Origin of the sequence: Denitromonas iodatirespirans, assembly GCF_018524365.1 — a bacterium.
Lineage (GTDB): Bacteria > Pseudomonadota > Gammaproteobacteria > Burkholderiales > Rhodocyclaceae > Nitrogeniibacter > Nitrogeniibacter iodatirespirans.
Genome location: NZ_JAEKFT010000008.1, coordinates 38,353 through 62,569 on the forward strand (window position 1 = coordinate 38,353; position 24,217 = coordinate 62,569).

Genomic DNA, 24,217 nt, shown 5'->3' on the forward strand with positions numbered 1-24,217 from the left:
GAGAGATAATCCTTGAAACCTCAGTTGGCCGCTTGTCCATGGCTGATTCGCCACATGATTTCCGACCGCTGTAATTTCAGTTCGATTGACCCGTCGGGTGGCAGCGCTACGCGGTCGCTGGCACGCCGGGTCGGGCGTCCGGCTTTGTCGCTTCTCCTTGCAGGCAGATGCCTGCCGCGTCGTCGCTTCGCGCCGGCCATCCCGCCCAGACGCACCAACAACCACGTCCAACCGAGGTTTCAAGGATAATCCCGGCCATGGTATCCGTCACCAACGCTATTTCCTACGCCGAATCGGAAACACCGCCGATCGATCGCATCTGCGAAGGCCTGCCCGCGGCTGACCGGCAACGCATCGAAGCGGCCCTGTCGCTGATCACCGAACAGTACGCCCAGCAGCCGCTGGGCACCGGCGAGCCGACCCTGCGCCACGCGCTGGGCATGGCGCTGATCTGCGTCTCGCTCAAGATGGACGGCGACGCCCGGCTGGCCGCGCTGCTGTTCGCCCTGCACAGCCACATGGACAACGCCACCGAATACCTCGAGAAGCATTTCGGCGCGCGCGTGGCCCGGCTGGTGGGTGGGCTGCACCGTCTCAACGGCCTGCGCGTGATCACCCGCAAGACGGCCACCAACCGTGCGCCCGAGATGCGCCAGCAGTCCGAAACCCTGCGCAAGATGCTGCTGGCGATGGTCGAGGACATCCGCGTGGTGTTGCTGCGCCTGGCCTCGCGCACCCAGACCCTGCGCTACTACGCCGAGCATCCCGAAGCCGAGTCGCAGTTCGACGCGGCGCGCGAGAGCCTGGACATCTACGCGCCGCTGGCCAACCGCCTGGGCGTGTGGCAGCTCAAGTGGGAGCTGGAGGATCTGTCCTTCCGCTTTCTCGAGCCGGACACCTACAAGCGCATCGCCAAGATGCTCGACGAGCGTCGGGTCGAGCGCGAGCAGTTCATCGCCGACGCGGTCACCCGGCTGCGCGAGGAGATGGCCGCCGCCGGTATCAGCGGCGAGGTGTACGGGCGGCCCAAGCACATCTTCAGCATCGTCAACAAGATGCGCTCGAAAGACCTCGACTTCTCGCAGGTGTACGACGTGCGCGCCTTGCGCGTGCTGGTGAGCCAGGTGCGCGATTGCTACGCGGTGCTGGGCATCGTGCACCAGATCTGGACGCCGATCCCCAAGGAATACGACGACTACATCCTCAAGCCCAAGGGCAACAACTACCAGTCGCTGCACACGGCGGTGCGCGCGGCCGACGGGCGGGCGCTGGAGGTGCAGATCCGCACCCACGACATGCACCAGCATGCCGAGTTCGGCGTGGCCGCGCACTGGCGCTACAAGGAAGGCAGCGGTGCCGGCGGCAGCGCCTATGACGAGAAGATCGCCTTGCTGCGCGATCTGTTGTCATGGCGCGACGAGGTGACCGATGCCGACCACTGGGAAGAAAAATACCGCGACGCCTCGCTCGACGACACGCTCTACGTGATGACGCCGCAGGGGCGGGTGGTCGATCTGCCGCGCGGCGCCACTGCCGTCGACTTCGCCTATGCACTGCATTCCGACCTGGGCCATCGCTGCCGCGGCGCCAAGGTGGATGGCCACCTGATCCCGCTCAACAAGCCGCTGGAGAGCGGGCAGACGGTGGAGATCACCGCCGCCAAGGAAGGCGGCCCGTCGCGCGACTGGCTCAATCCGCAGCAGAACTACGTCACCACCGGCAAGGCGCGGCGCAAGATCAAGCAGTACTTCGCCCAGCTCGAACAGGGCGAGTTGCTCGAACGCGGCCGTGCGGTGATCCACCGCGAGTTGCAGCGCGAAGGGCAGACCCAGTTCAACAACGAGACCCTGGCCCAGCGCCTGGGCTTCAAGAACACCGACGCGATGTTCATCGCCGCCGGGCGCGGCGAGGTCGGCCCGCGGGCGGTGCAGATCGCCACCCAGGCCGAGCAGGTGAGCACGCCGGCGACCGACGAAGTCATCATCAGTCGCCGCCGCCAGCGCAGCACCGACGACGACATCCTGGTGGTCGGCGTGGGCAAGCTGATGACCTCGCTGGCGCGCTGCTGCAAGCCGGCACCGCCCGATGCGGTGGAGGGGTTCGTCACGCGCGGGCGGGGCATCTCGGTGCATCGGGTCGATTGCCCGGACTTCCAGGCCCTGCTCAAGCGCCACCCCGAGCGTGCCATTCCCGCCACCTGGGGCGAGGGCGTGGATGCGCCGGGCAGCCGCTATCCGGTCGATGTGGTGGTCGAGGCCAGCGACCGCCAGGGCCTGCTGCGCGACATCTCCGACGTGCTCTCGCGCGAGAAGCTCAACGTCATCGCCGTCAATACGCTGACCCGCAAGGGCAAGGCGCACATGCGCTTCACCATCGAGGTCAACGGCTCGCAGCAGATCCAGCGCGCCATCGGGCTGATGAGCGACGTGGCCGGCGTGGAGCAGGCACGGCGCACCTGATCGGCGCGTTGCCGGGGGCGTAGTTCTTTCGGACGAGGCCTCCTCCCTCTTTCGGGGGATGGCCGTCCGGCCGATTGTGGCGCTGTGCCGTCCTTCGTATCGTTCATGCCATGAAGCGGGTATCCGCGCCTCCGGTGGCCGGATGCGCCGATGCCCGCGGTCGAACGACGAGGTGCGCATGGACATGAGGATCAGTCAGGCGCGGCGCCAGATGGCCGGCTGTCAGACCGACGACCGGACGGAAGCCGTCGCGCTGCTCAAGGCGATGCCCTTGCTCAAGGGCATTCGGGCCGGCACGCTGGCCTTGCTCGCCGAGCATGCCGCCGGCTTGCGCTACGAGCGCGACGAGATCGTTTTCCGCCGCGGCTCGGTGCCCACCGGCCTGTTCTTCGTCATCGAGGGCGGCATCAAGCTGCTGGCGCTGGAGCCGGACGGGCGCGAAAAGGTCATCGAGCTGTTCACCGAGAAGCGCTTTTTCGGCGAGATCGGCGTTTTCCGCCTGGCGCGCTATCGGGCCTGGACGCAGGCGGTGCGCGCGACGCGTTTGCTGCACATCCCCTCCGACGCGCTGCGCCAGGCGGTGCGTGAAGATCACGACCTGGCCCTGCGCATGCTCTCCGAGGTGTCGGGGCGGGTGCAGTCGCTGATCGAGTCGATCAGCCAGACCGCGCCGCTGCTGGCCCACAAACGGGTGGCGGCCTACCTGATCGAGCAGCAGGGCGCGGGGGACGCGCCGGCCGGCTGCGTGCGCCTGGCGGCGCCCAAGTACACCATTGCCTCGATGCTCAACCTCAGCAGCGAAGCCCTGTCGCGGGCGCTGCGCAAGCTGCGCGACGCCGGCTTGATCGATGGCGGCGGGCGCACCATCCGCATCCTCGATCATGAGGCGTTGAGCGCGCTGCTCAACGACTGATTCCACCCTTCTCCCGGCCCCGGGCACGGCGTTTCTCGCCTGTCCGGGGCCGTGTCGTTGACGGCGCTCGGTGTGCGCCGGTGATGCGAGGCCGGACCGCCTAGTCCTTTTGATCTAGTTCCTCTGCGCAGCCGATCTCCTGCGGATGGCGAATGTTGCGCTTGCCGCCCAGCCGATACGCTCGGTGGCATTGAAACGTCCGTGTGCAGCAGGAGGAATTACGCCAATGGCGACGCTACGTCATCAGCAGATATCCGTGCTTTCGTCGAGCACCGTGGCTTTCACGGTGTGCTTTGCGGTGTGGATGATCTTTGCGGTCATCGGCGTGCCGATCAAGGCGCAGCTGAACCTCAACGAGACCCAGTTCGGCCTGCTGGCCTCGATGCCGGTGCTCACCGGCGCGCTGGTGCGTCTGCCGCTCGGCCTATGGGGCGACAAGCTGGGCGGCCGGCTGGTGTTCTTCGTGCTGATGCTCAGCACGGTGCTGCCGATCTATCTGATCGGCCATGCCACGGAATACTGGCAGTTTCTCGTCATCGGCTTGTTCGTCGGCCTGGCCGGCGGTTCGTTCTCGGTCGGCATCGCCTACTGCGCGCGCTGGTTCGAGCGCAAGCGCCAGGGCCTGGCGATGGGCATCTTCGGCGCCGGCAACTCGGGTGCCGCGCTGACCAAGTTCGTGGCGCCGACCATCGTCGCCGCCTGGGGCTGGGAGATGGTGCCGACGGTGTATGCCGTGGCGATGCTGGTCACGGCGCTGGCCTTCTGGGTGTTCAGTTACGACGATCCGTCCCATCGGGTGGCCTCGCATGTGACCTTCGGCGACCAGCTGCGTGCACTCAAGGATCCGCGGGTGTGGAAGTACTGCCAGTACTACTCGATCGTCTTCGGCGGCTATGTGGCGCTGGCCTTGTGGATGACCAAGTACTACGTCACCGAGTACGGCTTTTCGCTGCAACTGGCGGCGCTGCTGGCGGCGGCGTTCTCGCTGCCGGGCGGGGTGCTGCGCGCCTTCGGCGGCTGGTTCTCCGACCGCTTCGGCGCCCACAAGGTGACCTGGTGGGTGATGTGGGTGTCATGGATCTGCCTGTTCATCCTGTCCTACCCGCAGACCCATCTGACCATCCTCACCGTCAATGGGCCGAAGACCTTCGACATCGGTCTCAACCCGTGGGTGTTCACCGCGCTGATGTTCACCGTCGGCGTGGCCTGGGCCTTCGGCAAGGCCTCGGTCTTCAAGTACATCTCCGACGAATTCCCGCATGACATCGGCGCGGTGTCCGGCATCGTCGGCCTGGTCGGCGGCCTGGGCGGCTTCCTGCTGCCCATCCTCTTCGGCGCGATGGTCGATCTGACCGGCGTGCGTTCCAGCTGCTTCATGTTGCTCTACGGCGTGACCTGGGTGTCGCTCATCTGGATGTACTGGACCGAGGTGCGCGGCACCGAGGTGCTCAAGGGTGAGCCGGACATGGCCACGGCCAACGCGCTGGGCAAGTGATTCCGGTTTCGAGATAGCAAGGGAGAATCGAGTGAATACGACCAATGTCGAGCGCCTGCCGCTCGCACCAACGACCGGCAGTGGCGCCGATATCGAACATTGGGATCCGGAAGACGAAGGCTTCTGGGAGCGATCGGGCAAGCGCATCGCCAACCGGAACCTGTGGATCTCGATCCCGGCCTTGTATTGCGGGTTCGCGGTGTGGGCGATGTGGGGAATCATCTCGGTGCAGATGCTCAACCTCGGTTTTCCGTTCACCAAGGAGCAGCTGTTCACCCTTACCGCGATCTCCGGCCTGTCGGGCGCGACGATGCGGATCCCGTCGTCATTCTTCATTCGCCTGGCCGGCGGACGCAACACGATCTTCCTGACCACGGCCATGCTGCTGACCCCGGTCATTGGCACGGGTATCGCCCTGCAGCACCAGGATCTTCCCTTGTGGGTGTTCCAGCTCCTGGCGCTGTGGTCGGGCGTGGGCGGTGGCAACTTCGCCAGTTCCATGTCGAATATCAATCCCTTCTTCCCGAAGCGCCTCCAGGGGACGGCGCTCGGGCTGAATGCGGGGCTGGGCAATTTCGGTGTGACCGCGACCCAGATCTTCATTCCGCTGTTCATGACCGTGGGGCTGTTCGGTGCCGTCGGCGGCGAGGCGATGACGCTGGTGAAGGATTCTGGCTGGCTGTTCGGCAAGATTCCGGCCGGTTCGCCCACCTATATCCAGAACGCCGGCTTCGTGGGCATCCTGATTCTGGTGCCGGTGGCGATTGCCGCCTGGTTCGGCATGAACAACCTGCGTACGGTCTCGCCGCAGACCGGCGTGGCCGCCAGCTTTGCCAAGATCACCTGGCTCTACACGCTGGCCTTCATTCCGTCGATCCTCGGCCTGTATCTGTATCTGCCGGCGCCGACCGGTCTCGGCCTGATCAACGCCTGGTTCCTGGTGCCGCTGGATATCGCCATGGCGCTGCTGATCATGAAGCTCGCCGCGTTTGGCCCCATGAAGGAGAACGTCGCCAAGCAGTTCGCGATCTTCTCGAACAAGCACACCTGGGCGATGACGGCGCTCTATGTCGTGACCTTCGGTTCCTTCATCGGGTTTTCGCTGGCCCTGCCGCTGGCGATCACGGTGATCTTCGGCGACAAGCATGTCCTGGACGCCGCCACCGGCGTGTGGAGCCATGTCAAGAATCCGGCCGCCCCCTCCGCGCTGACCTATGCGTGGATCGGTCCCTTCGTCGGCGCCGCGGCACGCCCGGTCGGTGGCTGGATTTCGGACAAGCTCGGCGGCTCCATCGTCACGCAGGCGGTGTCGGCGGTCATGGCTGCGGCGTCGGTCGCGGCGGGTTACGTGATGTACCTGGCCTATCACTCCGAGACGCCGGAGCAGTACTTCATGCTCTTCATGGTGTGCTTCACGCTGTTGTTCCTTGCTTCGGGCGTGGGCAACGGCTCGACCTTCCGCTCGGTCGGACACATCTTCAATCGTGAGCAGGCCGGCCCGGTGCTGGGCTGGACCTCGGCGGTCGCCGCCTATGGTTCGTTCGTGGCGCCGACGATGATCGGCGGGCAGATCCATGCCGGCACGCCCGAGAACGCCATGTACGGCTTTGCCATGTTCTACGCCGCGTGCCTGGTCATCAACTGGTGGTTTTACCTGCGTCCCAACGCTTACGTCAAAAACCCCTGAACGCGCACCCCGGGGGCGGGAAGGCGTCGCCCCGTACCTCATAAGCTAGAAGGAAGGAGCAACAAGTGAGTCACTTTCTGGATCGACTGAAGTTTTTCGAGCGGGTCAAGGAGACCTTCTCCAACGGCCACGGCATCGTCACCGACGAAGACCGCAACTGGGAAGACGCCTACCGCAACCGCTGGCGCCACGACAAGGTGGTGCGCTCCACCCATGGCGTGAACTGCACCGGCGGCTGTTCGTGGAAGATCTTCGTCAAGAACGGCCTGGTGTCCTTCGAGATGCAGCAGACCGACTACCCGCGCACCCGCGAGGATCTGCCCAACCATGAACCGCGCGGCTGCCAGCGCGGCGCCTCGTTCTCGTGGTATCTGTACTCGCCGCACCGGATCAAGCACCCGATGATCCGCGGCCGTCTGCTCGAGCTGTACCGTGCCGAGCGCAAGAGCGGCAAGGATCCGGTCGAGGCCTGGGAAGCGATCCAGAAAGACGAGCAAAAACGCGACAAGTACGTGCGCGTGCGCGGCCTGGGCGGTTTCGTGCGCACCTCGTGGGACGAGGTCAGCGAGATCGTCGCCGCGGCCAACGTCTACACCATCAAGAAGTGGGGCCCGGACCGCATCTACGGTTTCTCGCCGATCCCCGCGATGTCGATGATTTCCTACGCCGCCGGTGCGCGTTACCTGTCGCTGATCGGTGCCGCCTGCGGCTCCTTTTACGACTGGTACTGCGACCTGCCGGCCGCCAGCCCGCAGACCTGGGGCGAGCAGACCGACGTGCCCGAAGCGGCCGACTGGTACAACTCGACCTACCTGATCATCACCGGCGCCAACCTGCCGATGACCCGCACGCCGGACGCCCACTTCGCCACCGAGGTGCGCTACAAGGGCGCCAAGATCGTCTCCATGGCGCCGGACTACGCCGAGTACGTGAAGTTCGCCGACCTGTGGATGCCGGTCAAGCAGGGCACCGACTCCGCCGCCTTCCTGGCCATGGGCCATGTGGCGCTCAAGGAGTTCTACATCAACAAGCAGGATCCGTACTTCCAGCAATACGCCCGCAAGTACACCGACCTGCCGATGCTGGTCATGCTGCGCAAGCATGACGGCGGCTATGTGACCGACCGCAACCTGCGCGCCTCCGACTTCAACGGCGCCATGGGCGAGACCAACAACCCCGAGTGGAAGACGGTGGCCTTCGACACGAAGACCAACAGCTATGTCGCGCCGAACGGCTCGATCGGCTTCCGCTGGGGCGAGGACGGCAAGTGGAACCTGCTCGAAAAGTCCGGCGCCGGCGCCGAGACCGAGCTGGAGCTGTCGTGCATCGACAGCCGCGACGACGTGGTGTCGGTCGGCTTCCCGCACTTCACACCGGGCGAGCCGGCGCTGCTGTGGAAGAACGTGCCGGTGCGCAAGCTCACCCTGGCCAGCGGCGAAGAGGCGCTGGTGGCCTCGGTGTTCGACCTGCAGGTGTCGCAGTACGGCATCGACCGCGGCCTGGGCGGCGACAATGTCGCCACCTCCTACGATGACGACACCGTGCCCTACACCCCGGCCTGGGCCGCCAAGTACACCGGCGTCAAGGCGGCCGACCTGGAGCGTACCGGCCGCGAGTTTGCCGACAACGCCTCGCGTACCAAGGGCAAGTCCATGGTCATCATGGGCGCGGCGATCAACCACTGGTATCACAACGATCTGTCCTACCGCGCGATCATGAACCTGCTGCACATGTGCGGCTGCGTGGGCCAGACCGGTGGCGGCTGGGCGCACTACGTGGGTCAGGAAAAGCTGCGTCCGCAGGCCGGCTGGGCGCCGATCGCCTTCGCGCTCGACTGGCAGCGTCCGCCGCGCCACATGAACTCCACCTCGTACTGGTACTTCCACACCGACCAGTGGCGCTACGAGACCATCGACGCTGACGCGCTGCTCTCGCCGGCCGGCAAGAACCGCAACAAGGGCCTGACCCTGGCCGACTACAACGTCAAGGCCACCCGCATGGGCTGGCTGCCGTCGGCGCCGCACTTCAACCGCAACCCGGTCGCGCTGGTGGCCGAGGCCGAGAAGGCCGGCGCCAAGGACGAGGCCGGCGTGGCGCAGTACGTGGTCGAGCAGCTCAAGAGCGGCAAGCTGGATGTGGCCTTCGCCGATCCGGACGCCGAGGAGAACTGGCCGCGCAACCTCATCGTGTGGCGCGCCAACCTCATCGGTTCGTCGGCCAAGGGGCACGAGTACTTCCTCAAACACCTGCTCGGCGCGCAGAACGGCGTGATGAGCGAGGGCGGCGCCGGCAACGGCTGCAAGGAAGTCAAATGGCGTGAAGAAGGCCCGACCGGCAAGCTGGACCTGATGGTGGATATCAACTTCCGCCTCAACTCCACCGGCGCCTATTCGGACATCATCCTGCCGACGGCCACTTGGTACGAGAAGAACGACCTCAACACCACCGACATGCACCCCTTCATCCATCCGCTGGGTGAAGCCGTCACGCCGGGCTGGGAGTCCAAGTCCGACTGGCAGATCTTCAAGCGCCTGTCGAAGGAGTTCTCCAAGCTCGCCGCCAAGCACCTGCCGGGCGCCAAGGACCTGGTGGCGCTGCCGATGCAGCACGACTCGGCCATGGAACTGGCCCAGCCGCTGGGCGAGGCGCGTGACTGGAAGATGGGCGAGTGCGAGCCGATTCCGGGCAAGACCATGCCGATCCTCAAGGTGGTCGATCGCGACTACGCCAGCACCTACAACAAGTACATCGCGCTCGGCCCCTTGATGGTCAAGCTGGGCAACAATGTCAAGGGCATCGACTGGGACACCCAGGCCGAGTACGAAGAGCTCAAGAAGTGCAACTACACGGTGACCGAAGAGGGCGTGTCGAAAGGCATGCCGTCGCTGGAAGAAGACATCTACGTGTGCGACGCGATCATGCGCATGGCACCGGAGACCAACGGCGAGGTGGCCCACAAGTCGTGGAGCGCGCTGTCGAAGAAGACCGGCATCGACCACCACCACCTGTACGCCGGCCGTCATGAAGACAAGATCACCTTCCGCGACATCGTCGCCCAGCCGCGCAAAATCATCACCGCACCGACCTGGTCGGGGATCGAGTCCGAGACGGTGTCCTACACCGCCGGCTACACCAACGTGCATGAACACATCCCGTTCCGCACGCTGACCGGCCGGGCCCACTTCTACCAGGATCACGAGTGGTTCCTCGACTTCGGCGAGGGCTTCTGCACCTTCAAGCCGCCGGTCGACCTCAAGGCCCATGACAACGTGCCGGCCAGCGTCCGCGCCAAGCCGCACCTGACGCTGTCGTGGATCACCCCGCACTCCAAGTGGGGCATCCACTCCAGCTACCAGGACAACCTGCGCATGCTCAACCTGTTCCGCGGCGGCCCCTACATCTGGCTGTCCGAGGAAGAAGCGGCCACGGTCGGCATCCGCGACAACGACTGGGTCGAGGCGATCAACAGCAACGGCGCCACGGTGGCCCGGGCGGTGGTCTCGCAGCGCGTGCCGCGCGGCATGGCGCTGATGTACCACGCCCAGGAAAAGAACATCAACGTGCCCGGCTCGAACACCACCGGCAAGCGCGGCGGCATCCTCAACTCGGTGACCCGGGTGGTGGTCAAGCCGACCAACATGGTCGGCGGCTACGCCCAGCTGTCGTACAGCTTCAACTACTACGGCACGGTGGGCTGCCAGCGTGACGAGATGGTGGTGCTGCACAAGATCGAGGATCAGGACATCGACTGGCTCGAGCGGCCGCTGACGCCCGAACGCGAGGCCCGGCGCAACCCCGAGGGCATCGGCTCGAAGTAAGCAGACAACGTAGGGCGGATAAGCCGCAACGCGGCGTCATCCGCCGCATGCAACACGGCGGAAGGCGCTGCGCTTTTCCGCCCTACGACGACACAGGAATTGGAGAATCAAATGAAAATCCGCGCGCAATTCGCGATGGTATTCAACCTCGACAAGTGCATCGGTTGCCATACCTGCTCGGTGACCTGCAAGAACGTGTGGACCAACCGCAAGGGCGTCGAATACGCCTGGTTCAACAACGTCGAGTCCAAGCCCGGCATCGGCTATCCGAAGCAGTGGGAAGACCAGGAAAAATGGAAGGGCGGCTGGGAGAAGATCAACGGCAAGCTCGAGCTCAAGGCCGGCGGCAAGATCAAGAAGATGATCCAGATCTTTGCCAACCCCAACCTGCCCGAGATCGACGACTACTACGAGCCGTTCTCCTTCGACTACGCACGCCTGCAGAACGCGCCGCTGTCCGAGGCCGCGCCGACCGCGCGCCCGATCTCGCAGATCACCGGCGAGAAGATGGACAAGGTCACCTGGGGCCCGAACTGGGAAGACGACCTGGCCGGCGAATTCGCCTCGCGCTCGCGCGACGCCAACTTCGCCAACATGCAGAAGGAGATGTACAAGCAGTTCGAAAACACCTTCCACATGTACCTGCCGCGCATCTGCAACCACTGCATCAACCCGGCCTGTGTCGCGTCCTGCCCCTCGGGCGCGCTGTACAAGCGTGAAGAGGACGGCATCGTGCTGTCCGACCAGGACCGCTGCCGCGGCTGGCGCATGTGCATCTCCGGCTGCCCGTACAAGAAGGTGTTCTTCAACTGGGAATCGTCCAAGGCCGAGAAGTGCATCGGCTGCTACCCGCGTGTCGAGAACGGTCTGCCGACCGTGTGTTCCGAGACCTGCGTGGGCCGCATCCGCTACAACGGCATCATCCTGTACGACGCCGACAAGATCGAAGCGGCCGCCAGCGCCGACGATACCCAGGACCTGTACCAGAACCACCTGGACATGTTCGTCGACCCCTTCGACCCGAAGATCATCGCCCAGGCCAAGAAGGACGGCATCACCGACGACTGGATCCTTGCCGCGCAGAAATCGCCCATCTACAAGATGGCCGTGCAGTGGAAGATCGCCTTCCCGCTGCACCCCGAGTACCGCACGCTGCCGATGATCTGGTACGTGCCGCCGCTCTCGCCGGTGCAATCGCAGATCGACCAGAAGAACCTGCCGACCGAGGTCGACGGCGTGCTGCCCAAGGCCGAAGCCATGCGCCTGCCGGTGCAGTACCTGGCCAACCTGCTCACCGCGGGCAAGGAGCAGCCGATCGTCGATGCGCTCAACCGCATGATCGCCATGCGCTCCTACCAGCGCTCGATCCATGTCGACGGCAAGGCCGACACCCGTGCGCTCGACGCCACCGGCATGACCGAGGACATGGCCAAGGAGATGTACCGCTACCTGGCGATTGCCAACTACGAAGACCGCTTCGTCATCCCGACCTCCAAGGAAGAGATGCGCCTGGACGATTACTACGGCTTCCAGGGCCAGACCGGCTTCACCTTCGGCAACGCCTCGTCGCTCGGCGTGACCAACAACGCGCTGTTCCCGGCCCGCCGCAAGGACACGGTCGAGTCGCGCGAACCGGCCCCGCTGGCCGAGCCGACGCATGACGCGTCCGGCGAACAGTACTGAGGAGGATCGACGCATGCAGACCTACAAACTGCTCGCCGAGCTGCTGGACTATCCGAACCAGGCGCTGGTCCGCGAGCTGGACAACGCCGTCACCGAACACGGGACGGCGCTGGTCTGGCTGGCCGAGATCGACCGCGACGACGTGTTCAGCACGGCCGACCGCCAAGCCATCGCCGGCTTCATCGACGCGCTGATCGCGCAGGACGCCACCGAGCGCGAAGCGGCCTACGTGGCCACCTTCGACATGGTGCCGGACCACAGCCTGCACCTGACGCATCACCTGTTCGGTGACGACAAGAACCGCGGCCCGGCGCTGATCGACCTGTCGGAGTACTACAAGTCCTTCGGCTTCACGCACGAGGAAACGGAGATCCCCGATTTCCTGCCGCTGATGCTGGAGTTCGTGTCGCAACTGGACGCGCCGGGCGCCAAGGTGTTCCTCGCCGATGTGGCGAAGATCTTCACGGTGCTGGCGCAGAACCTGGAAAAGGCCGGCAGCCCCTACGCGCCGCTGATCCGCATTCTCGAAAACCACGGCACGCTGACCCGTCTGGCAGCGTGAGGAGAGTGACATGTCTTTGATGAAATTTCTGTTCGCGGTCTATCCGTACATCTGCCTGACCATCTTCGTGGTGGCCAGCTGGATCCGTTTCGACTACCAGCAATACACCTGGAAGACCGACTCCTCCATGCTCCTGTCGAAAAAGAGCATGGTGGTGGCCAGCAACTTCTTCCACATCGGCATCCTGTCGATCTTCGGCGGCCACTTCGCCGGTCTGGTGCTGCCGCACGGCCTGTGGCTGGGCCTGGGCATCTCCGACATGACCCACCAGTGGATCGCGATCATCGCCGGCATCGTCTTCGGCCTGATGTGCCTGATCGGCGGCGCCATGCTGTGGTCGCGCCGCATGTTCAACCCGCGCATCCGCGCCACCGGCCGCAAGAACGACATGTTAGTGATCAGCTGGTTGATGGTGACGCTGTTGCTGGGCCTGTCGACGGTGCCATTCTCGATCGGCCATGCCAACAACAACGATCCGTCGGTGATGCTGGCGCTGGCCGACTGGGTGAAGAGCATCCTGGTGCTCAACCCCCAGCCGGAGCTGCTCGAAGCGGTCGATCCGATCTTCCGCGCCCACATCTTCTTCGGCATGACGGTGTTCCTGATCTTCCCCTTCACCCGTCTGGTGCACATCCTCACCGCCCCGCTGAGCTATGTCGGCCGGGCCTACCAGATCGTGCGCACCAAGCGTCGCGCGGCCTGAGCACCGTGACGTCCCAGGGCGACCGCCGATCTCGGGCGGTCGCCCGTTTTCGTTGACCAGGCTCATGGACGCAAGCGGCCGGGGAGGGCATCTTGGCAGGCATTGACGAACATCCCGTTGGTACGGAATACGCGCTCTTGAATACCCTGCTCGGCCAGAAGCTGGCGACCAAGATCATCGGCGTGCTGCTGGCCTTCTTCCTGCTCGCGCTGGTGGCCATCGGCCTGACGCTCTACTCGTCGTGGAAACTCGAAGGCGTGGCCGCGGCGATCAACGACGCCGGCAGCCTGCGCATGCGTTCCTGGAAAGTGGCCCACCACGCCGCCGTACTGCCGCTCGACGGTGCCAGCCGCGATGCCCGCCTGGTCGTCCTGCGTCACGACATGGCCGACATCGAAGCGGTGCAGGCGGGGCTCGCCAAGGGCGATCCGGCACGGCCGCTCTTCATCCCGCGAGACGACGGCATCCCCGACGATGTGGCGGCCATTACCCGGGTGTGGCATGCCGAGATCCGGCCGTTGATCGAGCAGGTGACCGGCGCGGACTCGCCCGAGGCCGCCCGCCAGGCGGTGATGGCGCTCGAAGGCGCCACCTACGGCTACGTCAAGAGCATCGACACCGTGGTGCGCAAGATGGAGAACAGCTTTACCGCCCACACCAATGTGCTGCGCAGCTACCAGGTGTTGCTGGTGGCGCTGGCGGTGATCGGCACGGTGGTGCTGATGCGCTTCTTCTTCGTCGCCGTGATCCGCCCGCTCGACACCCTGCAAAGCGGCATGCAGCGCATGGAGCGCGAGGATTTCACCGCCCGCGTGCCGGTGCTCACCAACGACGAGTTCGGCGAGGTGTCGCGCGGCTTCAACCGCATGGCCGGCCACCTCGAAGGACTCTACGGCACGCTCGAAGAGCGGGTGGCCACCAAGACCCGGTCGCTGGCCGAGAAGAACCGCGAGCTGTCGATTCTCTACAACATCGCCCACCTGCTGCGCCAGCCGATGAGCATCGAGGAGCTCTCGCGCGGCTTCCTCGAAGAGGTGCGGCGCACCTTCGATGCCGATGCCGCCTCGGTGCGGCTCTTCGATGCCGCCGCCGACAATCTCTACATCACCACCCACCAGGGCCTGGCCACCGAGTTCATCGACGAGGAAGCCATTCTCGACTGCGGCAACTGCCTGTGCGGGCAGGCGGTGCTGGGCGACATCCCGATCGTCAGCGGCACCGCGGACCCGGACAGCGCACGCACCCGCGACACCTGCAACCGGGCCGGTTTCGAGACCGTCAGCGCGGTGCCGGTCAATCACAACAACCGGGCGCTGGGCATCTTCAACCTCTACTTCCGCCGCAAGCTGGAGATCTCCGAGGGCGACCGGCAGGTGCTGCAAAGCCTCGGCCAGCATCTGGGCATGGCCATCGACAACGTGCGCCTGCTCTCGCGCGAGAAGGAGATGGCGGTCTCCGAAGAGCGCAACCTGATCGCCCGCGAGCTGCATGACTCGATCGCCCAGGGGCTGGCCTTCCTCAACCTGCAGGTGCAGATGCTCGACGATGCGCTGGCCCATGGCCGGATCGAGGAGACCGGCGAGGTGGTCGAGATGATCCGCCAGGGCATCCAGGAGAGCTATGCCGACGTGCGCGAACTGTTGCAGCACTTCCGCGCCCGCCTGCCGCAGCAGGATCTGGCCGCCGCGCTGCGCCTGGCGGTGGATCGCTTCTCCGAACAGAGCGGCGTGAAGGGCGAGCTGCGGGTGCATGGCGCCAGCCCGCCGTCGATTGCCGAGGTCGATACCCAGTTGCTGTACATCGCGCAAGAGGCGCTGTCCAATGTGCGCAAACACGCCCAGGCGCAGCATGTGCTCGTCGAGCTGTGGCGCGATACCGACAGCCTGCGCCTGGAGATCCGCGACGACGGCATCGGCTTCGAGTCACAGGCGGCGGGAGCGCCCGACCAGGGCGAGCACGTCGGTCTGCACATCATGGGCGAGCGCGCCGCGCGCATCGGCGGCGTGCTGGACATTCAATCGCAACCGGGCGGCGGGACGGCGGTCAGCCTGCGCCTGACCGAACGGGATCAGGAGACAAGCACGGCATGAGTGATCGGATTCGCGTTCTGCTGGTCGACGACCACGCCTTGTTCCGCAGCGGCATCAATTCGTTGCTCAAGCGCAGCGAGGAGTTCGAGGTGGTGGGCGAGGCGGCCGACGGCCTGGAAGGCGCCAAGCGCGCCAAGCAGCTGCAACCCGACGTGGTGCTGCTCGACCTGCACATGCCGGGGGTCGGCGGCCTGGATGCGCTCAAGCTGATCCTCGAAGACGTGCCCGGCACCCAGGTGCTGATGCTCACCGTGTCGGAAGATTCCGAAGACCTGCTCGGCACGCTGCGCACCGGCGCCACCGGCTACCTGCTCAAGAACATCGAGGCCGAAACCCTGATCGACGCCATCCGCATGGCCTCGCGCGGCGAACCGGTGATCTCGCCGCTGATGATGGGCAAGCTGCTGGCCAACCGCACGGGCGCCAGCCCCGCAGCGCCGGTGGCCGACGGCGCGCTCGACAAGCTCACTCCGCGCGAGCGCGACATCCTCGGCTGCATCGCCAAGGGCCAGAGCAACAAGCAGATCGCGCGCAATCTCGACGTGGCCGAGAGCACGGTCAAGATCCATGTGCAGAGCATTCTCAAGAAGCTGCACCTGAGCAGCCGCGTGCAGGCGGCGGTATTCGCCGTCGAGCGGGGGTTCGCCGCGCAATGAGCGAGCGGCCGATCGTCTATTCCTGCTCGGGCTGCTCCAGCGCCGCGCAACTGGCCAACCACTTCGCGCTGCGGCTCGACCGGGAGGGGCGGGCCGACATGTCCTGCATTGCCGGCGTGGGCGGTCATGTGGCGCCGCTGGTGCACATGGCGCGCACCGGCCGCCCGCTGATCGCGCTCGACGGCTGCGTGCTTGCCTGCGTGCGCGAAACCCTGGCCCAGCACGGCCTGACGCCGACGGTCCATGTGCGCCTCGACACCTTCGGCGTCAAGAAGCTCAAAAAGACCGATTTCGACCCGGCCCAGGCCCGCGCGCTATACCCGCGCCTGCTCGAACAACTCGCCGGTGTCGTTGCGCCGGACGACGCTGACTGAGGGGCGGGCGACGCATTGTGACGATGTGATGGCGCGACGCAACATTAAGTTTTGGTGACACCTATCAGGCACTCCATGCCTGTGACGATAGGCTACTCGTCCGGAAATATTGCGAGTGCACAGCATGTCTCTGAAGTTGCGTATCACCTTGCTCAGCGCCCTGATCACCGTCATGGTCGCGCTCCTGATGGGCGCGCTCGGCGCCGTCGGTCAGCAACACATGGGCGAGCGTCTGATCGATGCCGAACAACGCAGCAATGCCGGCGTGTGGGCCCGTGCGCTGGGCCGGCTGTACCGGCAGATGGCCCCCACCGTGACGGCGCTCGAGAGCGAATTCGACCTGCGCACCGCCCTCAAGCAGGGCGATGCCGTCGCGCTGGCCGGGTACGCCGAGCGCTTCATCGGCCTGACCGGTGACGGCGGCGGCTACGACCACCTGTCGATCCACGCGCCCGACGGCCGGTCGCTCTACCGCAGCCAGTCGGCGCCGCCGCTGGAGATCGACGCGCTGGTGGCGGCCGTGGCCCGGCAAAATCAGGAGCTGACCGACCTCGTCGCCACGCCCGGCGGCGTCCCGTGGGCCGTCAAGGCCTTTCCGCTGCGCTCGCGCGACCGGTTGATCGGCATCGCGGTACTGGTCAAGGGCCTGGCGCCGATGGCGGCGGCGATGGCCGAGGAGAGCGGCCAGGGGATCGTCATCCGCGGCACGGCCCAGACGACGCTGACCAGCGGCCTGCCGGACGGCATCGATGCAGACCGGCTGTGGGCGTCGTTCTCGGGCGATGCGCGGCAGACGGTGTGGCGTACCGGGGCGGCTGGCTACCGGGTCAATCGGCTGCCGGTGAGCAACGCCGCCGGTGTGGTGATCGGGCATTGGCTGGCGGTGTGCGAGGCCACTGCGGCACTGGATGAGGCGTCGCGCTTTCTGTGGCGGGCCGGCGCGGCGCTGGCCCTGATCGTCGGGCTCGGCATCGCCGGCCTGTATGCGCTGATGCAGCACTACCTGGCGCCGCTGGTGCGCGCCGCCGGGGTGGCCGAAGCCATCGCCGGCGGGCAGTTGTCGGTGACGGTGGCGCGCGGCGGGGTGGCCGAAGTGGCCACGCTGGAGCACGCGATGGCGCAGATGGTCGGTGCGCTGCAGGCCCTGGTGGCCGACATCGGCCGGGTGGCGACCCAGGTGGATGCGGCCGCCGGACAGCTCGACCGTGGCGTGCAGAGCGGCCATGCGGATCTGCTCGCCCAGCACGGCGAATGCCGCGACATCACCGAGGCGGTCGACGAGATCACCGCCGCCATCGGCCAGATCGTGGATTGCACCCGTTCGGCCAACGCCGCGGCCGTGCAGATCGAGACCTCGTCGGAGCGGGGGCGCGAGGCGATCGCCGAGAACCGCGAAGCGGTCGCGGCGCTGTCGGCGACGCTGGCGCACGCCACCGACGCCAGCCGAGCCGTGCATGCGCTGACCGCCCAGGTGGCCGGTGTGCTCGCCGAAATCGGCGAGATCGCCGACCAGACCAACCTGCTGGCCCTCAACGCCGCCATCGAAGCGGCGCGCGCCGGCGAGCAGGGGCGGGGATTCGCAGTGGTGGCCGACGAGGTACGCAAGCTGGCCGGACGCACGCGGCAATCGACCGAGGTGGTCGATGGCATCCTGCGCCGCTTGTCGCAGGACGTGACCGGCGCCGTCGATCGACTCGACGCCGTCGGCGAGGCGATGAACCACACCCAGCACCAGAGCGAAGCGCTCAACGCGCGCTTTGCCGACATTGCCGCGCAGATCGGCGGCGTGGTGCAACTGAACCAGTCGGTGGCGTCGGCGGTGCATTCGCAGGAAGGCATCACCGAAACCATTGCCGAGCGCATGCGCGGCTTTCAGGCGCGCTCGGAGCGGGCTGTGAGCCACAGCGGCGCGCTGAGCGACACCTCGCGGGCGTTGCGCGCGCTGGCCGAGTCGCTGAAGGCGACGACGGCGCGTTTCGCCTGATCCCCGGCGGGCACGTTTTGGCGTAACCTCGGTCCGACCTGAAGGACACGGCCGGGAGCATGACATGCGACAGGTGACCCTCGTGGGAGCAGGCAAGATCGGCGAGGTGATTGCCGATCTGTTGATCGCCTCAGGCGATTACGCAGTGACGGTGGTCGATCGGGACGCGCAACGCTTGGCGCGCCTGGCGCAGGTACTGCCGGCGGCGAACCTGTGCCAGATCGATGCCGGCGATGCCACGCAATTGGCCACGGTGCTGTCCGACCAGCAGGCACTGATCAATGCCTGCCCCTTCGACCTGAGCGCGCCGCTGGCCGAGGCGGCGGTGGCGGCCAGGGTGCATTACTTTGACCTGACCGAAGACGTGGGCAGCGCGCGCGCAATCCGCGCCCTGGCCGACGGCGCCGCGTGCGCGCTGGTGCCGCAGTGCGGCCTGGCGCCGGGCTTCATCTCGATCGCCGCCTACGATCTGGCCAGGAGTTTCGACGAGCTGCACGATGTGCACATGCGCGTCGGGGCGCTGCCAAAGTTTCCCTCCAACGGGCTCAAGTACAACCTCACCTGGAGCACCGACGGGCTGATCAATGAATACCTCAACCCCTGCGAGGCGATCGTCGGTGGCATGCTCAAGGAGATGCCGGCGCTCGAAGAGTTGGAGCATTTCTCGCTCGACGGCGACGACTACGAAGCCTTCAATACCTCCGGCGGGCTGGGCACGCTGTGCGACACCCTGCAGGGGCGGGTGCGCAACCTCAACTACCGCACGGTGCGCTATGTCGGCCATCGCGACGTGATGAAGCTCCTGCTGCACGATCTGCGCCTCGGCGAGCGGCGCGCCTTGCTCAAGGAGATTTTCGAATCGTCGATCCCGGTCACCCTGCAGGACGTGGTGCTGGTCTTTGTCAATGTCAGCGGCCTCAAGGACGGGCTGCTGATGCAGGAGACCTATGCGCGCAAGATCTACAACCGGGTGATCGGCGGCCGTCAGCGCAGCGCGATTCAGGTCACCACCGCCAGCGCGATCTGCGCGGCGCTCGATCTCCTGCTCGACGGCCGCCTGCCACAGCAAGGCTTCGTGCGCCAGGAAGACATCCCGCTGGATGCGTTTCTCGACAACCGTTTCGGCCGTCACTACGTGATCGACGGCGAAGAACCGCACACCGTAGCCAGCGGCGGTCTGCGGCAGATGCGATAGGAGGCTTCACGATGGATGCAGCACGGATTTTCGACACCCTGGGCATGGACCGCGCGGCGCTCGACGGCGGCGACTGGCCGGTGAGCTCGCCGATCGACGGCGCCGTCATCGCTCGGCTGACGCTCGACGATGCGGCGGCAGTGGACGCCAAGATCGCCCGCAGTGTCGAGGCGTTTGCGCAGTGGCGCCGCGTGCCCGCACCGCGGCGCGGCGAGCTGGTACGCCGTTTCGGCGGCCTTTTGCGCCGGCACAAGGCCACGCTCGGCGCGCTGATCACGCTGGAGGCGGGCAAGATCGTGGCCGAGGGCGAGGGCGAAGTGCAGGAGATGATCGACATCTGCGACTTCGCCGTGGGCCTTTCGCGCCAGCTCTATGGCCGCACCATCGCCTCCGAGCGGCCCGATCATGCGCTGCGCGAGACCTGGCATCCGCTCGGCCCGGTGGGCGTCATCTCCGCCTTCAATTTCCCGATGGCGGTGTGGTCCTGGAACGCGGCGCTGGCCATCGTCTGCGGCAACAGCCTGCTGTGGAAGCCGTCGGAGAAGACGCCGCTATGCGCCATCGCCTGCCAGCATCTGTTCGAACAGGCGATGGCGGATTTCGACGAGGCGCCTGAAGGCTTGTCGCAGCTGCTGCTGGGCGGGCGGGAGGTTGGCATGACGCTGGCCGACGATGTGCGCGTGCCGCTGATCAGCGCCACCGGCAGCTGCGCCATGGGCCGCCAGGTGGGCGCGCGAGTGGCGCAGCGTTTCGGTAAATCCATCCTGGAACTGGGCGGCAACAACGCCATCATCGTCGCTCCCAGTGCCAATCTCGACCTGGCGGTGCGGGCCATTGTCTTCGGTGCGGTGGGCACCGCCGGCCAGCGCTGCACCAGCACGCGGCGCATCTTCGTGCATCAGTCGATCTATCCGGCCGTGGTCGAGCGCCTGCAGCAGGCCTATGCGGCGCTCCCCATCGGCGATCCGCGCGAGCCCAGCACGCTGGTCGGGCCGCTGATCGACGCCCGTGCCTTGACCCAGATGGAAGATGCGCTGCAGGCCGCACGCGAGCAGGGCGGCAAGGTCGTTGGCGGCGAGCGGGTGCTGGCCGACCGATGGCCTGGCGCCTACTACGTGCAACCGGCCCTGGTCGAAGGCGGCGGGGCCATCGACAACAGCGTCGAGGAGACCTTTGCGCCGGTGCTGTACTGCTTCCGCTATGACGCGCTGGACGAAGCCATCGCCCGCCACAATGCGGTGCCGCAGGGCTTGTCGTCGGCCATCTTCACCACCGACGTGCGCGAGGCCGAGCGCTTCCTGGCGGCTACCGGCAGCGATTGCGGCATTGCCAATGTGAATGTGGGCACCAGCGGCGCCGAGATCGGCGGCGCCTTCGGCGGCGAGAAGGCCACCGGCGGCGGGCGCGAGTCGGGCTCCGACGCCTGGCGCGGCTACATGCGGCGGCAGACGGCGACGGTCAATTACTCGGACGAACTGCCGCTGGCCCAGGGGGTGCGCTTCGGTTGAGGTGCAGCGTCAGTCGGCAAAGAAGCGCTGCGTGACCTCGGCGGGTAGTTCCTGGCCGGTGGCGCGGGCGCGCTTGAGCAGGGTCCAGTAGTAGCGGTAGGAGGCGCGGTCGTGGAGCTTGCCGGCGTGCTGGATCGGGCCCCAGTGGGCGTCCTGGGCGGCGGTGAGAATGGCGACGGCGCTCTCGACCTCGGAGAAGTCCGGTCGCATGGCGTCGAGGATCGGGGTGATCTGGTTGGGGTGGATGCTCCACATGCGCAGATAGCCGAACTCGCGGCGGGCGCGCTCGGCGTCGCCGCGGATGATGTCGACATCCTTGATCTCGGTGGTGACATTGTGGCTGGGCACCACGCCGTGGGCCAGCGCAGCGGCGGCGATTTCGCACTTGGCGCGCGCGACCAGCGGGTGCTCGAACTGCCCGGGGCTGCGCATGGCGGCGCCGGGAATCGCACCGTGGTGGGCGCTGACGAAATCCATCAGGCCGAAATCCAGACTTTCGACGCCATCGAGGGCGGCGATCTGCCAGGCATCGCGCAGCGCGCCGTGGGTCTCGATGAGGACATGGACGGGCAGGGCGGTGCCGGTGCGATTGGCGGCCTCCTGCGCGCGCAGATAGGCCAGTTGTTCGTGCACGTCAGCCACCGAGCGCGGCTTGGGGAAGGTGATGAAGGCCAGCCGTTGGCCGGCCTCCTCGATCAGGATGTCGATGTCGCGCCGCCAGTGGTCATGGGTGATGTCATGGATGCGCGCGCCGACCCGGTCGAAACGATTGGCATCGGACATCACCATGGCAGCGGCCATGCGCGCATGCGCGGTTTCCTGTCCGGCCGGCGCGCCGTCTTCGCAGTCGCAGGTGATGTCGAACACCGGGCCCATCTGCTGCTGGATGTCCATGGCCTTGGCGATGAGTTTTTCGCTGCCGGCGTAGTGATCGATGGCGGGCATGTCGGGCAGCGTACGCTCGCCCTGGAAGAGGACTTGGTCGGGATGCATGGCGAAGCCGTGATGGGGTGAATGTTGCGAAGCAGAATAGCAAAAAAAATCGGGGGCGAATTCGCCCCCGACTTGATGTTGCCGATCCGGGAAAGGATCAGAGCAGGTCTTTCACGCCTTCGCGCTCTTCGAGCAGCTCGTTGAGCGTGACGGTCATGCGCTCGCGCGAGAACTCGTCGATTTCCAGGTCCTTGACGACCTTGTACTCGCCGTTCTCGGTGACGCACGGCACGCCGTAGATGATGCCTTCGGGGATGCCGTAGGAGCCGTCGGAGGGCACGCCCATGGTGACCCATTCGCCGTTCGAGCCGAGCACCCAGTCACGGATGTGATCGATGGCGGCATTGGCGGCCGAGGCGGCGGAGGACAGGCCGCGCGCTTCGATGATGGCCGCGCCACGCTTGCCGACGGTGGGCAGGAACACGTCGCGGTTCCATGCGTCGTCGTTCACCAGCGACTTGACGCTGTCGCCGTTGGACAGGCAGAAGCGGTAGTCGGCGTACATGGTGGGCGAGTGGTTGCCCCACACCACCAGCTTGGTCAGGCTCGACACTTCGCGGCCGGTCTTGGCAGCCAGTTGCGACAGCGCGCGGTTGTGGTCCAGGCGCAGCATGCCGGTGAAGTTCTTCGGATTGACACGGCCGAATTTCTCGGCGGTCTTCATGGCGATGTAGGCGTTGGTGTTGCAGGGGTTGCCCACCACCAGCACCTTGACGTTGGGATCGGCGTACTGGCCGATGGCAGCGCCTTGCACGGTGAAGATCTTGGCGTTTTCGGTCAGCAGATCCTTGCGCTCCATGCCGGGGCCACGCGGACGGGCGCCGACCAGCAGGGCGACTTGCGCATCCTTGAAGGCGACATTGGGGTCGTCGGTGGCGACCATGCCGGCGAGCAGCGGGAAAGCGCAGTCTTCGAGCTCCATCATCACGCCCTTGACGGCCTTCTGAGCCTGCGGCAGGTCGAGCAGCTGAAGAATGACCGGCTGATCCTTGCCCAGCATTTCGCCACTGGCGATGCGGAACAACAGGCTGTAACCGATTTGACCGGCTGCGCCGGTGACGGCGACGCGGACTGGGGCTTTGCTCATGGACGATTCCCTCTCGAAGTGAGTGTGTGAAGACAGCATTCGGCCGGCTGAACGCGCCCACGAAGCGGGGCGAAACTGGCTGTGCCGAGTCGCGCAAGATACTAGTATCGGACTTGCGGAAAGTCAATTCATGTTATTTGTCTTATATAAGATAGAAGAGTTAGTATAGACGCATGTCAACTTTTGTGATGAAATACGCCGATGACCCAGACGTCCCCCACCTTCAGCCCGCTCTATCGTCAGATCAAACGTCTGATGCTGCAGGCGCTCGAATCCGGCGAATGGGGGCCGGGTCAGGCCATCCCGAGCGAGCAGGAACTTGCCGCGCGCTTTGGCGTCAGCCAGGGCACCGTCCGCAAGGCCATCGATGAGATGGCGGCCGAGAATCTGCTGGTGCGCAAACAGGGCAAGGGCACCTATGTCGCCTCCCACAACGATCCCCGTGCGTTGTTCCGCTTCCTGCGGCTGGTGCCGGAGGGCGAGGATCTGTCGCACCCCGTCAGCGTGCCGCTCGAGTGCTGGCGCGCCAAGGCGGGGCAGGAGGCGGCTCGGGTGCTGGCGATCGAGCCCGGTTCGCCGATCATCATCATCCGGCGTCTTCTTGAATTTAGCGCAAAACCGGTGGTTGTCGACGAAATCTATCTGCCGGGCGAGATCTTTCACGGGCTGACCATCGAAGTCCTGCAGGACTGGCGGGGGTCTTTGTACAGCCTGTTCGAGTCGCGCTACGGCTTGCGGATGATTCGCGCCGAGGAGCGTATTCGCGCGGTGGCGGCCGATCGGCGGACGGCCGAGATGTTGCGCGTCGAAGAGGGCGTGCCCTTGTTGTCGGTCGAGCGGGTGACTTTCACCTATGGCGATCGGCCGGTCGAATGGCGGCGCGGTTTGTATTCGACCGCCGAACACTATTATCTGAATGAGCTGAATTAATGGCTTGGCGCGCACTCAGGTGCGGTGACGTCAGCGGTTATAATCGACGTTTTTCGTGGGAGTAAGGCGGCATTCGTGCG

17 protein-coding genes are annotated in these 24,217 nt (G+C 65.8%); 15 read left to right on the forward strand and 2 right to left on the reverse strand.

All coding sequences use genetic code 11. The annotated features are described in order from the left end of the window. The first annotated feature begins 257 nt into the window (after positions 1-257). The 14 genes from I8J34_RS09125 to amaB all read left to right on the forward strand — a co-directional run bounded on the left by I8J34_RS09125 (position 258) and on the right by amaB (position 21,127). Complete coding sequence (locus tag I8J34_RS09125) at positions 258-2,459, forward strand: RelA/SpoT family protein (RefSeq protein WP_214361095.1); 2,202 nt, start codon at positions 258-260, stop codon at positions 2,457-2,459. Positions 2,460-2,637: 178 nt separating this feature from the next. Next, positions 2,638-3,372 carry a Crp/Fnr family transcriptional regulator gene (locus I8J34_RS09130; RefSeq protein WP_214361096.1) on the forward strand — a complete coding sequence of 245 codons (735 nt, stop codon included), beginning with the start codon at positions 2,638-2,640 and terminating at the stop codon, positions 3,370-3,372. A gap of 226 nt (positions 3,373-3,598) precedes the next feature. Next, positions 3,599-4,867, forward strand: coding sequence for an MFS transporter (locus I8J34_RS09135; protein ID WP_214361097.1), 1,269 nt, complete (start codon positions 3,599-3,601; stop codon positions 4,865-4,867). A 31-nt stretch (positions 4,868-4,898) separates the two neighbouring features. Further along, positions 4,899-6,554, forward strand: a complete 1,656-nt coding sequence (locus tag I8J34_RS09140) for an MFS transporter (RefSeq protein ID WP_230411771.1) — start codon at positions 4,899-4,901, stop codon at positions 6,552-6,554. Positions 6,555-6,619: 65 nt separating this feature from the next. Further along, entirely contained in the window at positions 6,620-10,372 is a 3,753-nt protein-coding gene (locus I8J34_RS09145) for a nitrate reductase subunit alpha (protein ID WP_214361098.1), read from the forward strand. A 111-nt stretch (positions 10,373-10,483) separates the two neighbouring features. Further along, positions 10,484-12,055: a nitrate reductase subunit beta gene (narH, locus tag I8J34_RS09150; protein WP_214361099.1), complete on the forward strand. Its 1,572-nt coding sequence runs from the start codon at positions 10,484-10,486 to the stop codon at positions 12,053-12,055. A gap of 13 nt (positions 12,056-12,068) precedes the next feature. Further along, positions 12,069-12,617 (forward strand): nitrate reductase molybdenum cofactor assembly chaperone, encoded by a 549-nt coding sequence (gene narJ / locus I8J34_RS09155; RefSeq protein WP_214361100.1) that lies wholly within the window; start codon positions 12,069-12,071, stop codon positions 12,615-12,617. Positions 12,618-12,627: 10 nt separating this feature from the next. Next, positions 12,628-13,320, forward strand: coding sequence for a respiratory nitrate reductase subunit gamma (narI, locus tag I8J34_RS09160; RefSeq protein ID WP_214361101.1), 693 nt, complete (start codon positions 12,628-12,630; stop codon positions 13,318-13,320). Between the two features lie 137 nt (positions 13,321-13,457). Continuing rightward, complete coding sequence (locus tag I8J34_RS09165) at positions 13,458-15,410, forward strand: type IV pili methyl-accepting chemotaxis transducer N-terminal domain-containing protein (RefSeq protein ID WP_230411772.1); 1,953 nt, start codon at positions 13,458-13,460, stop codon at positions 15,408-15,410. After that, positions 15,407-16,066: a response regulator gene (locus I8J34_RS09170; protein WP_214361102.1), complete on the forward strand. Its 660-nt coding sequence runs from the start codon at positions 15,407-15,409 to the stop codon at positions 16,064-16,066. The genes I8J34_RS09165 and I8J34_RS09170 overlap by 4 nt, the downstream gene beginning before the upstream one ends. After that, complete coding sequence (locus I8J34_RS09175; RefSeq protein ID WP_214361103.1) at positions 16,063-16,440, forward strand: putative zinc-binding protein; 378 nt, start codon at positions 16,063-16,065, stop codon at positions 16,438-16,440. The genes I8J34_RS09170 and I8J34_RS09175 overlap by 4 nt, the downstream gene beginning before the upstream one ends. A gap of 124 nt (positions 16,441-16,564) precedes the next feature. Beyond that, positions 16,565-18,424 (forward strand): methyl-accepting chemotaxis protein, encoded by a 1,860-nt coding sequence (locus I8J34_RS09180; protein WP_214361104.1) that lies wholly within the window; start codon positions 16,565-16,567, stop codon positions 18,422-18,424. A gap of 64 nt (positions 18,425-18,488) precedes the next feature. Further along, the gene (locus I8J34_RS09185) at positions 18,489-19,619 is read left to right on the forward strand and encodes a saccharopine dehydrogenase family protein (protein WP_214361105.1); all 1,131 of its coding nucleotides are present in this window, start codon (positions 18,489-18,491) and stop codon (positions 19,617-19,619) included. 11 nt (positions 19,620-19,630) lie between these two features. Further along, positions 19,631-21,127 (forward strand): L-piperidine-6-carboxylate dehydrogenase, encoded by a 1,497-nt coding sequence (amaB, locus tag I8J34_RS09190; protein ID WP_214361106.1) that lies wholly within the window; start codon positions 19,631-19,633, stop codon positions 21,125-21,127. A gap of 9 nt (positions 21,128-21,136) precedes the next feature. Here amaB and I8J34_RS09195 read toward each other — a convergent pair whose 3' ends face one another. Both I8J34_RS09195 and I8J34_RS09200 read right to left on the reverse strand, forming a co-directional pair. Beyond that, on the reverse strand, positions 21,137-22,120 hold the full coding sequence (locus I8J34_RS09195) for an HpcH/HpaI aldolase/citrate lyase family protein (protein ID WP_214361107.1): 984 nt from the start codon (positions 22,118-22,120) through the stop codon (positions 21,137-21,139). A gap of 97 nt (positions 22,121-22,217) precedes the next feature. Beyond that, positions 22,218-23,207 (reverse strand): malate dehydrogenase, encoded by a 990-nt coding sequence (locus I8J34_RS09200; protein ID WP_214361108.1) that lies wholly within the window; start codon positions 23,205-23,207, stop codon positions 22,218-22,220. Between the two features lie 201 nt (positions 23,208-23,408). Here I8J34_RS09200 and I8J34_RS09205 point away from each other — a divergent pair, with 201 nt between their 5' ends. Then, complete coding sequence (locus I8J34_RS09205; RefSeq protein ID WP_214361109.1) at positions 23,409-24,137, forward strand: GntR family transcriptional regulator; 729 nt, start codon at positions 23,409-23,411, stop codon at positions 24,135-24,137. The last annotated feature ends 80 nt before the right edge of the window (positions 24,138-24,217 follow it).

Coding starts and splice junctions, on each gene's coding strand:
- I8J34_RS09200 (WP_214361108.1), bottom strand. CDS start 23,207: ATGAGCAAAGCCCCAGTCCGCGTCGCCGTCACCGGCGCAGCCGGTCAA.
- I8J34_RS09170 (WP_214361102.1), top strand. CDS start 15,407: ATGAGTGATCGGATTCGCGTTCTGCTGGTCGACGACCACGCCTTGTTC.
- narH (WP_214361099.1), top strand. CDS start 10,484: ATGAAAATCCGCGCGCAATTCGCGATGGTATTCAACCTCGACAAGTGC.
- I8J34_RS09175 (WP_214361103.1), top strand. CDS start 16,063: ATGAGCGAGCGGCCGATCGTCTATTCCTGCTCGGGCTGCTCCAGCGCC.
- I8J34_RS09195 (WP_214361107.1), bottom strand. CDS start 22,120: ATGCATCCCGACCAAGTCCTCTTCCAGGGCGAGCGTACGCTGCCCGAC.
- narJ (WP_214361100.1), top strand. CDS start 12,069: ATGCAGACCTACAAACTGCTCGCCGAGCTGCTGGACTATCCGAACCAG.
- amaB (WP_214361106.1), top strand. CDS start 19,631: ATGGATGCAGCACGGATTTTCGACACCCTGGGCATGGACCGCGCGGCG.
- I8J34_RS09205 (WP_214361109.1), top strand. CDS start 23,409: ATGACCCAGACGTCCCCCACCTTCAGCCCGCTCTATCGTCAGATCAAA.
- narI (WP_214361101.1), top strand. CDS start 12,628: ATGTCTTTGATGAAATTTCTGTTCGCGGTCTATCCGTACATCTGCCTG.
- I8J34_RS09185 (WP_214361105.1), top strand. CDS start 18,489: ATGCGACAGGTGACCCTCGTGGGAGCAGGCAAGATCGGCGAGGTGATT.
- I8J34_RS09135 (WP_214361097.1), top strand. CDS start 3,599: ATGGCGACGCTACGTCATCAGCAGATATCCGTGCTTTCGTCGAGCACC.
- I8J34_RS09180 (WP_214361104.1), top strand. CDS start 16,565: ATGTCTCTGAAGTTGCGTATCACCTTGCTCAGCGCCCTGATCACCGTC.
- I8J34_RS09125 (WP_214361095.1), top strand. CDS start 258: ATGGTATCCGTCACCAACGCTATTTCCTACGCCGAATCGGAAACACCG.
- I8J34_RS09130 (WP_214361096.1), top strand. CDS start 2,638: ATGGACATGAGGATCAGTCAGGCGCGGCGCCAGATGGCCGGCTGTCAG.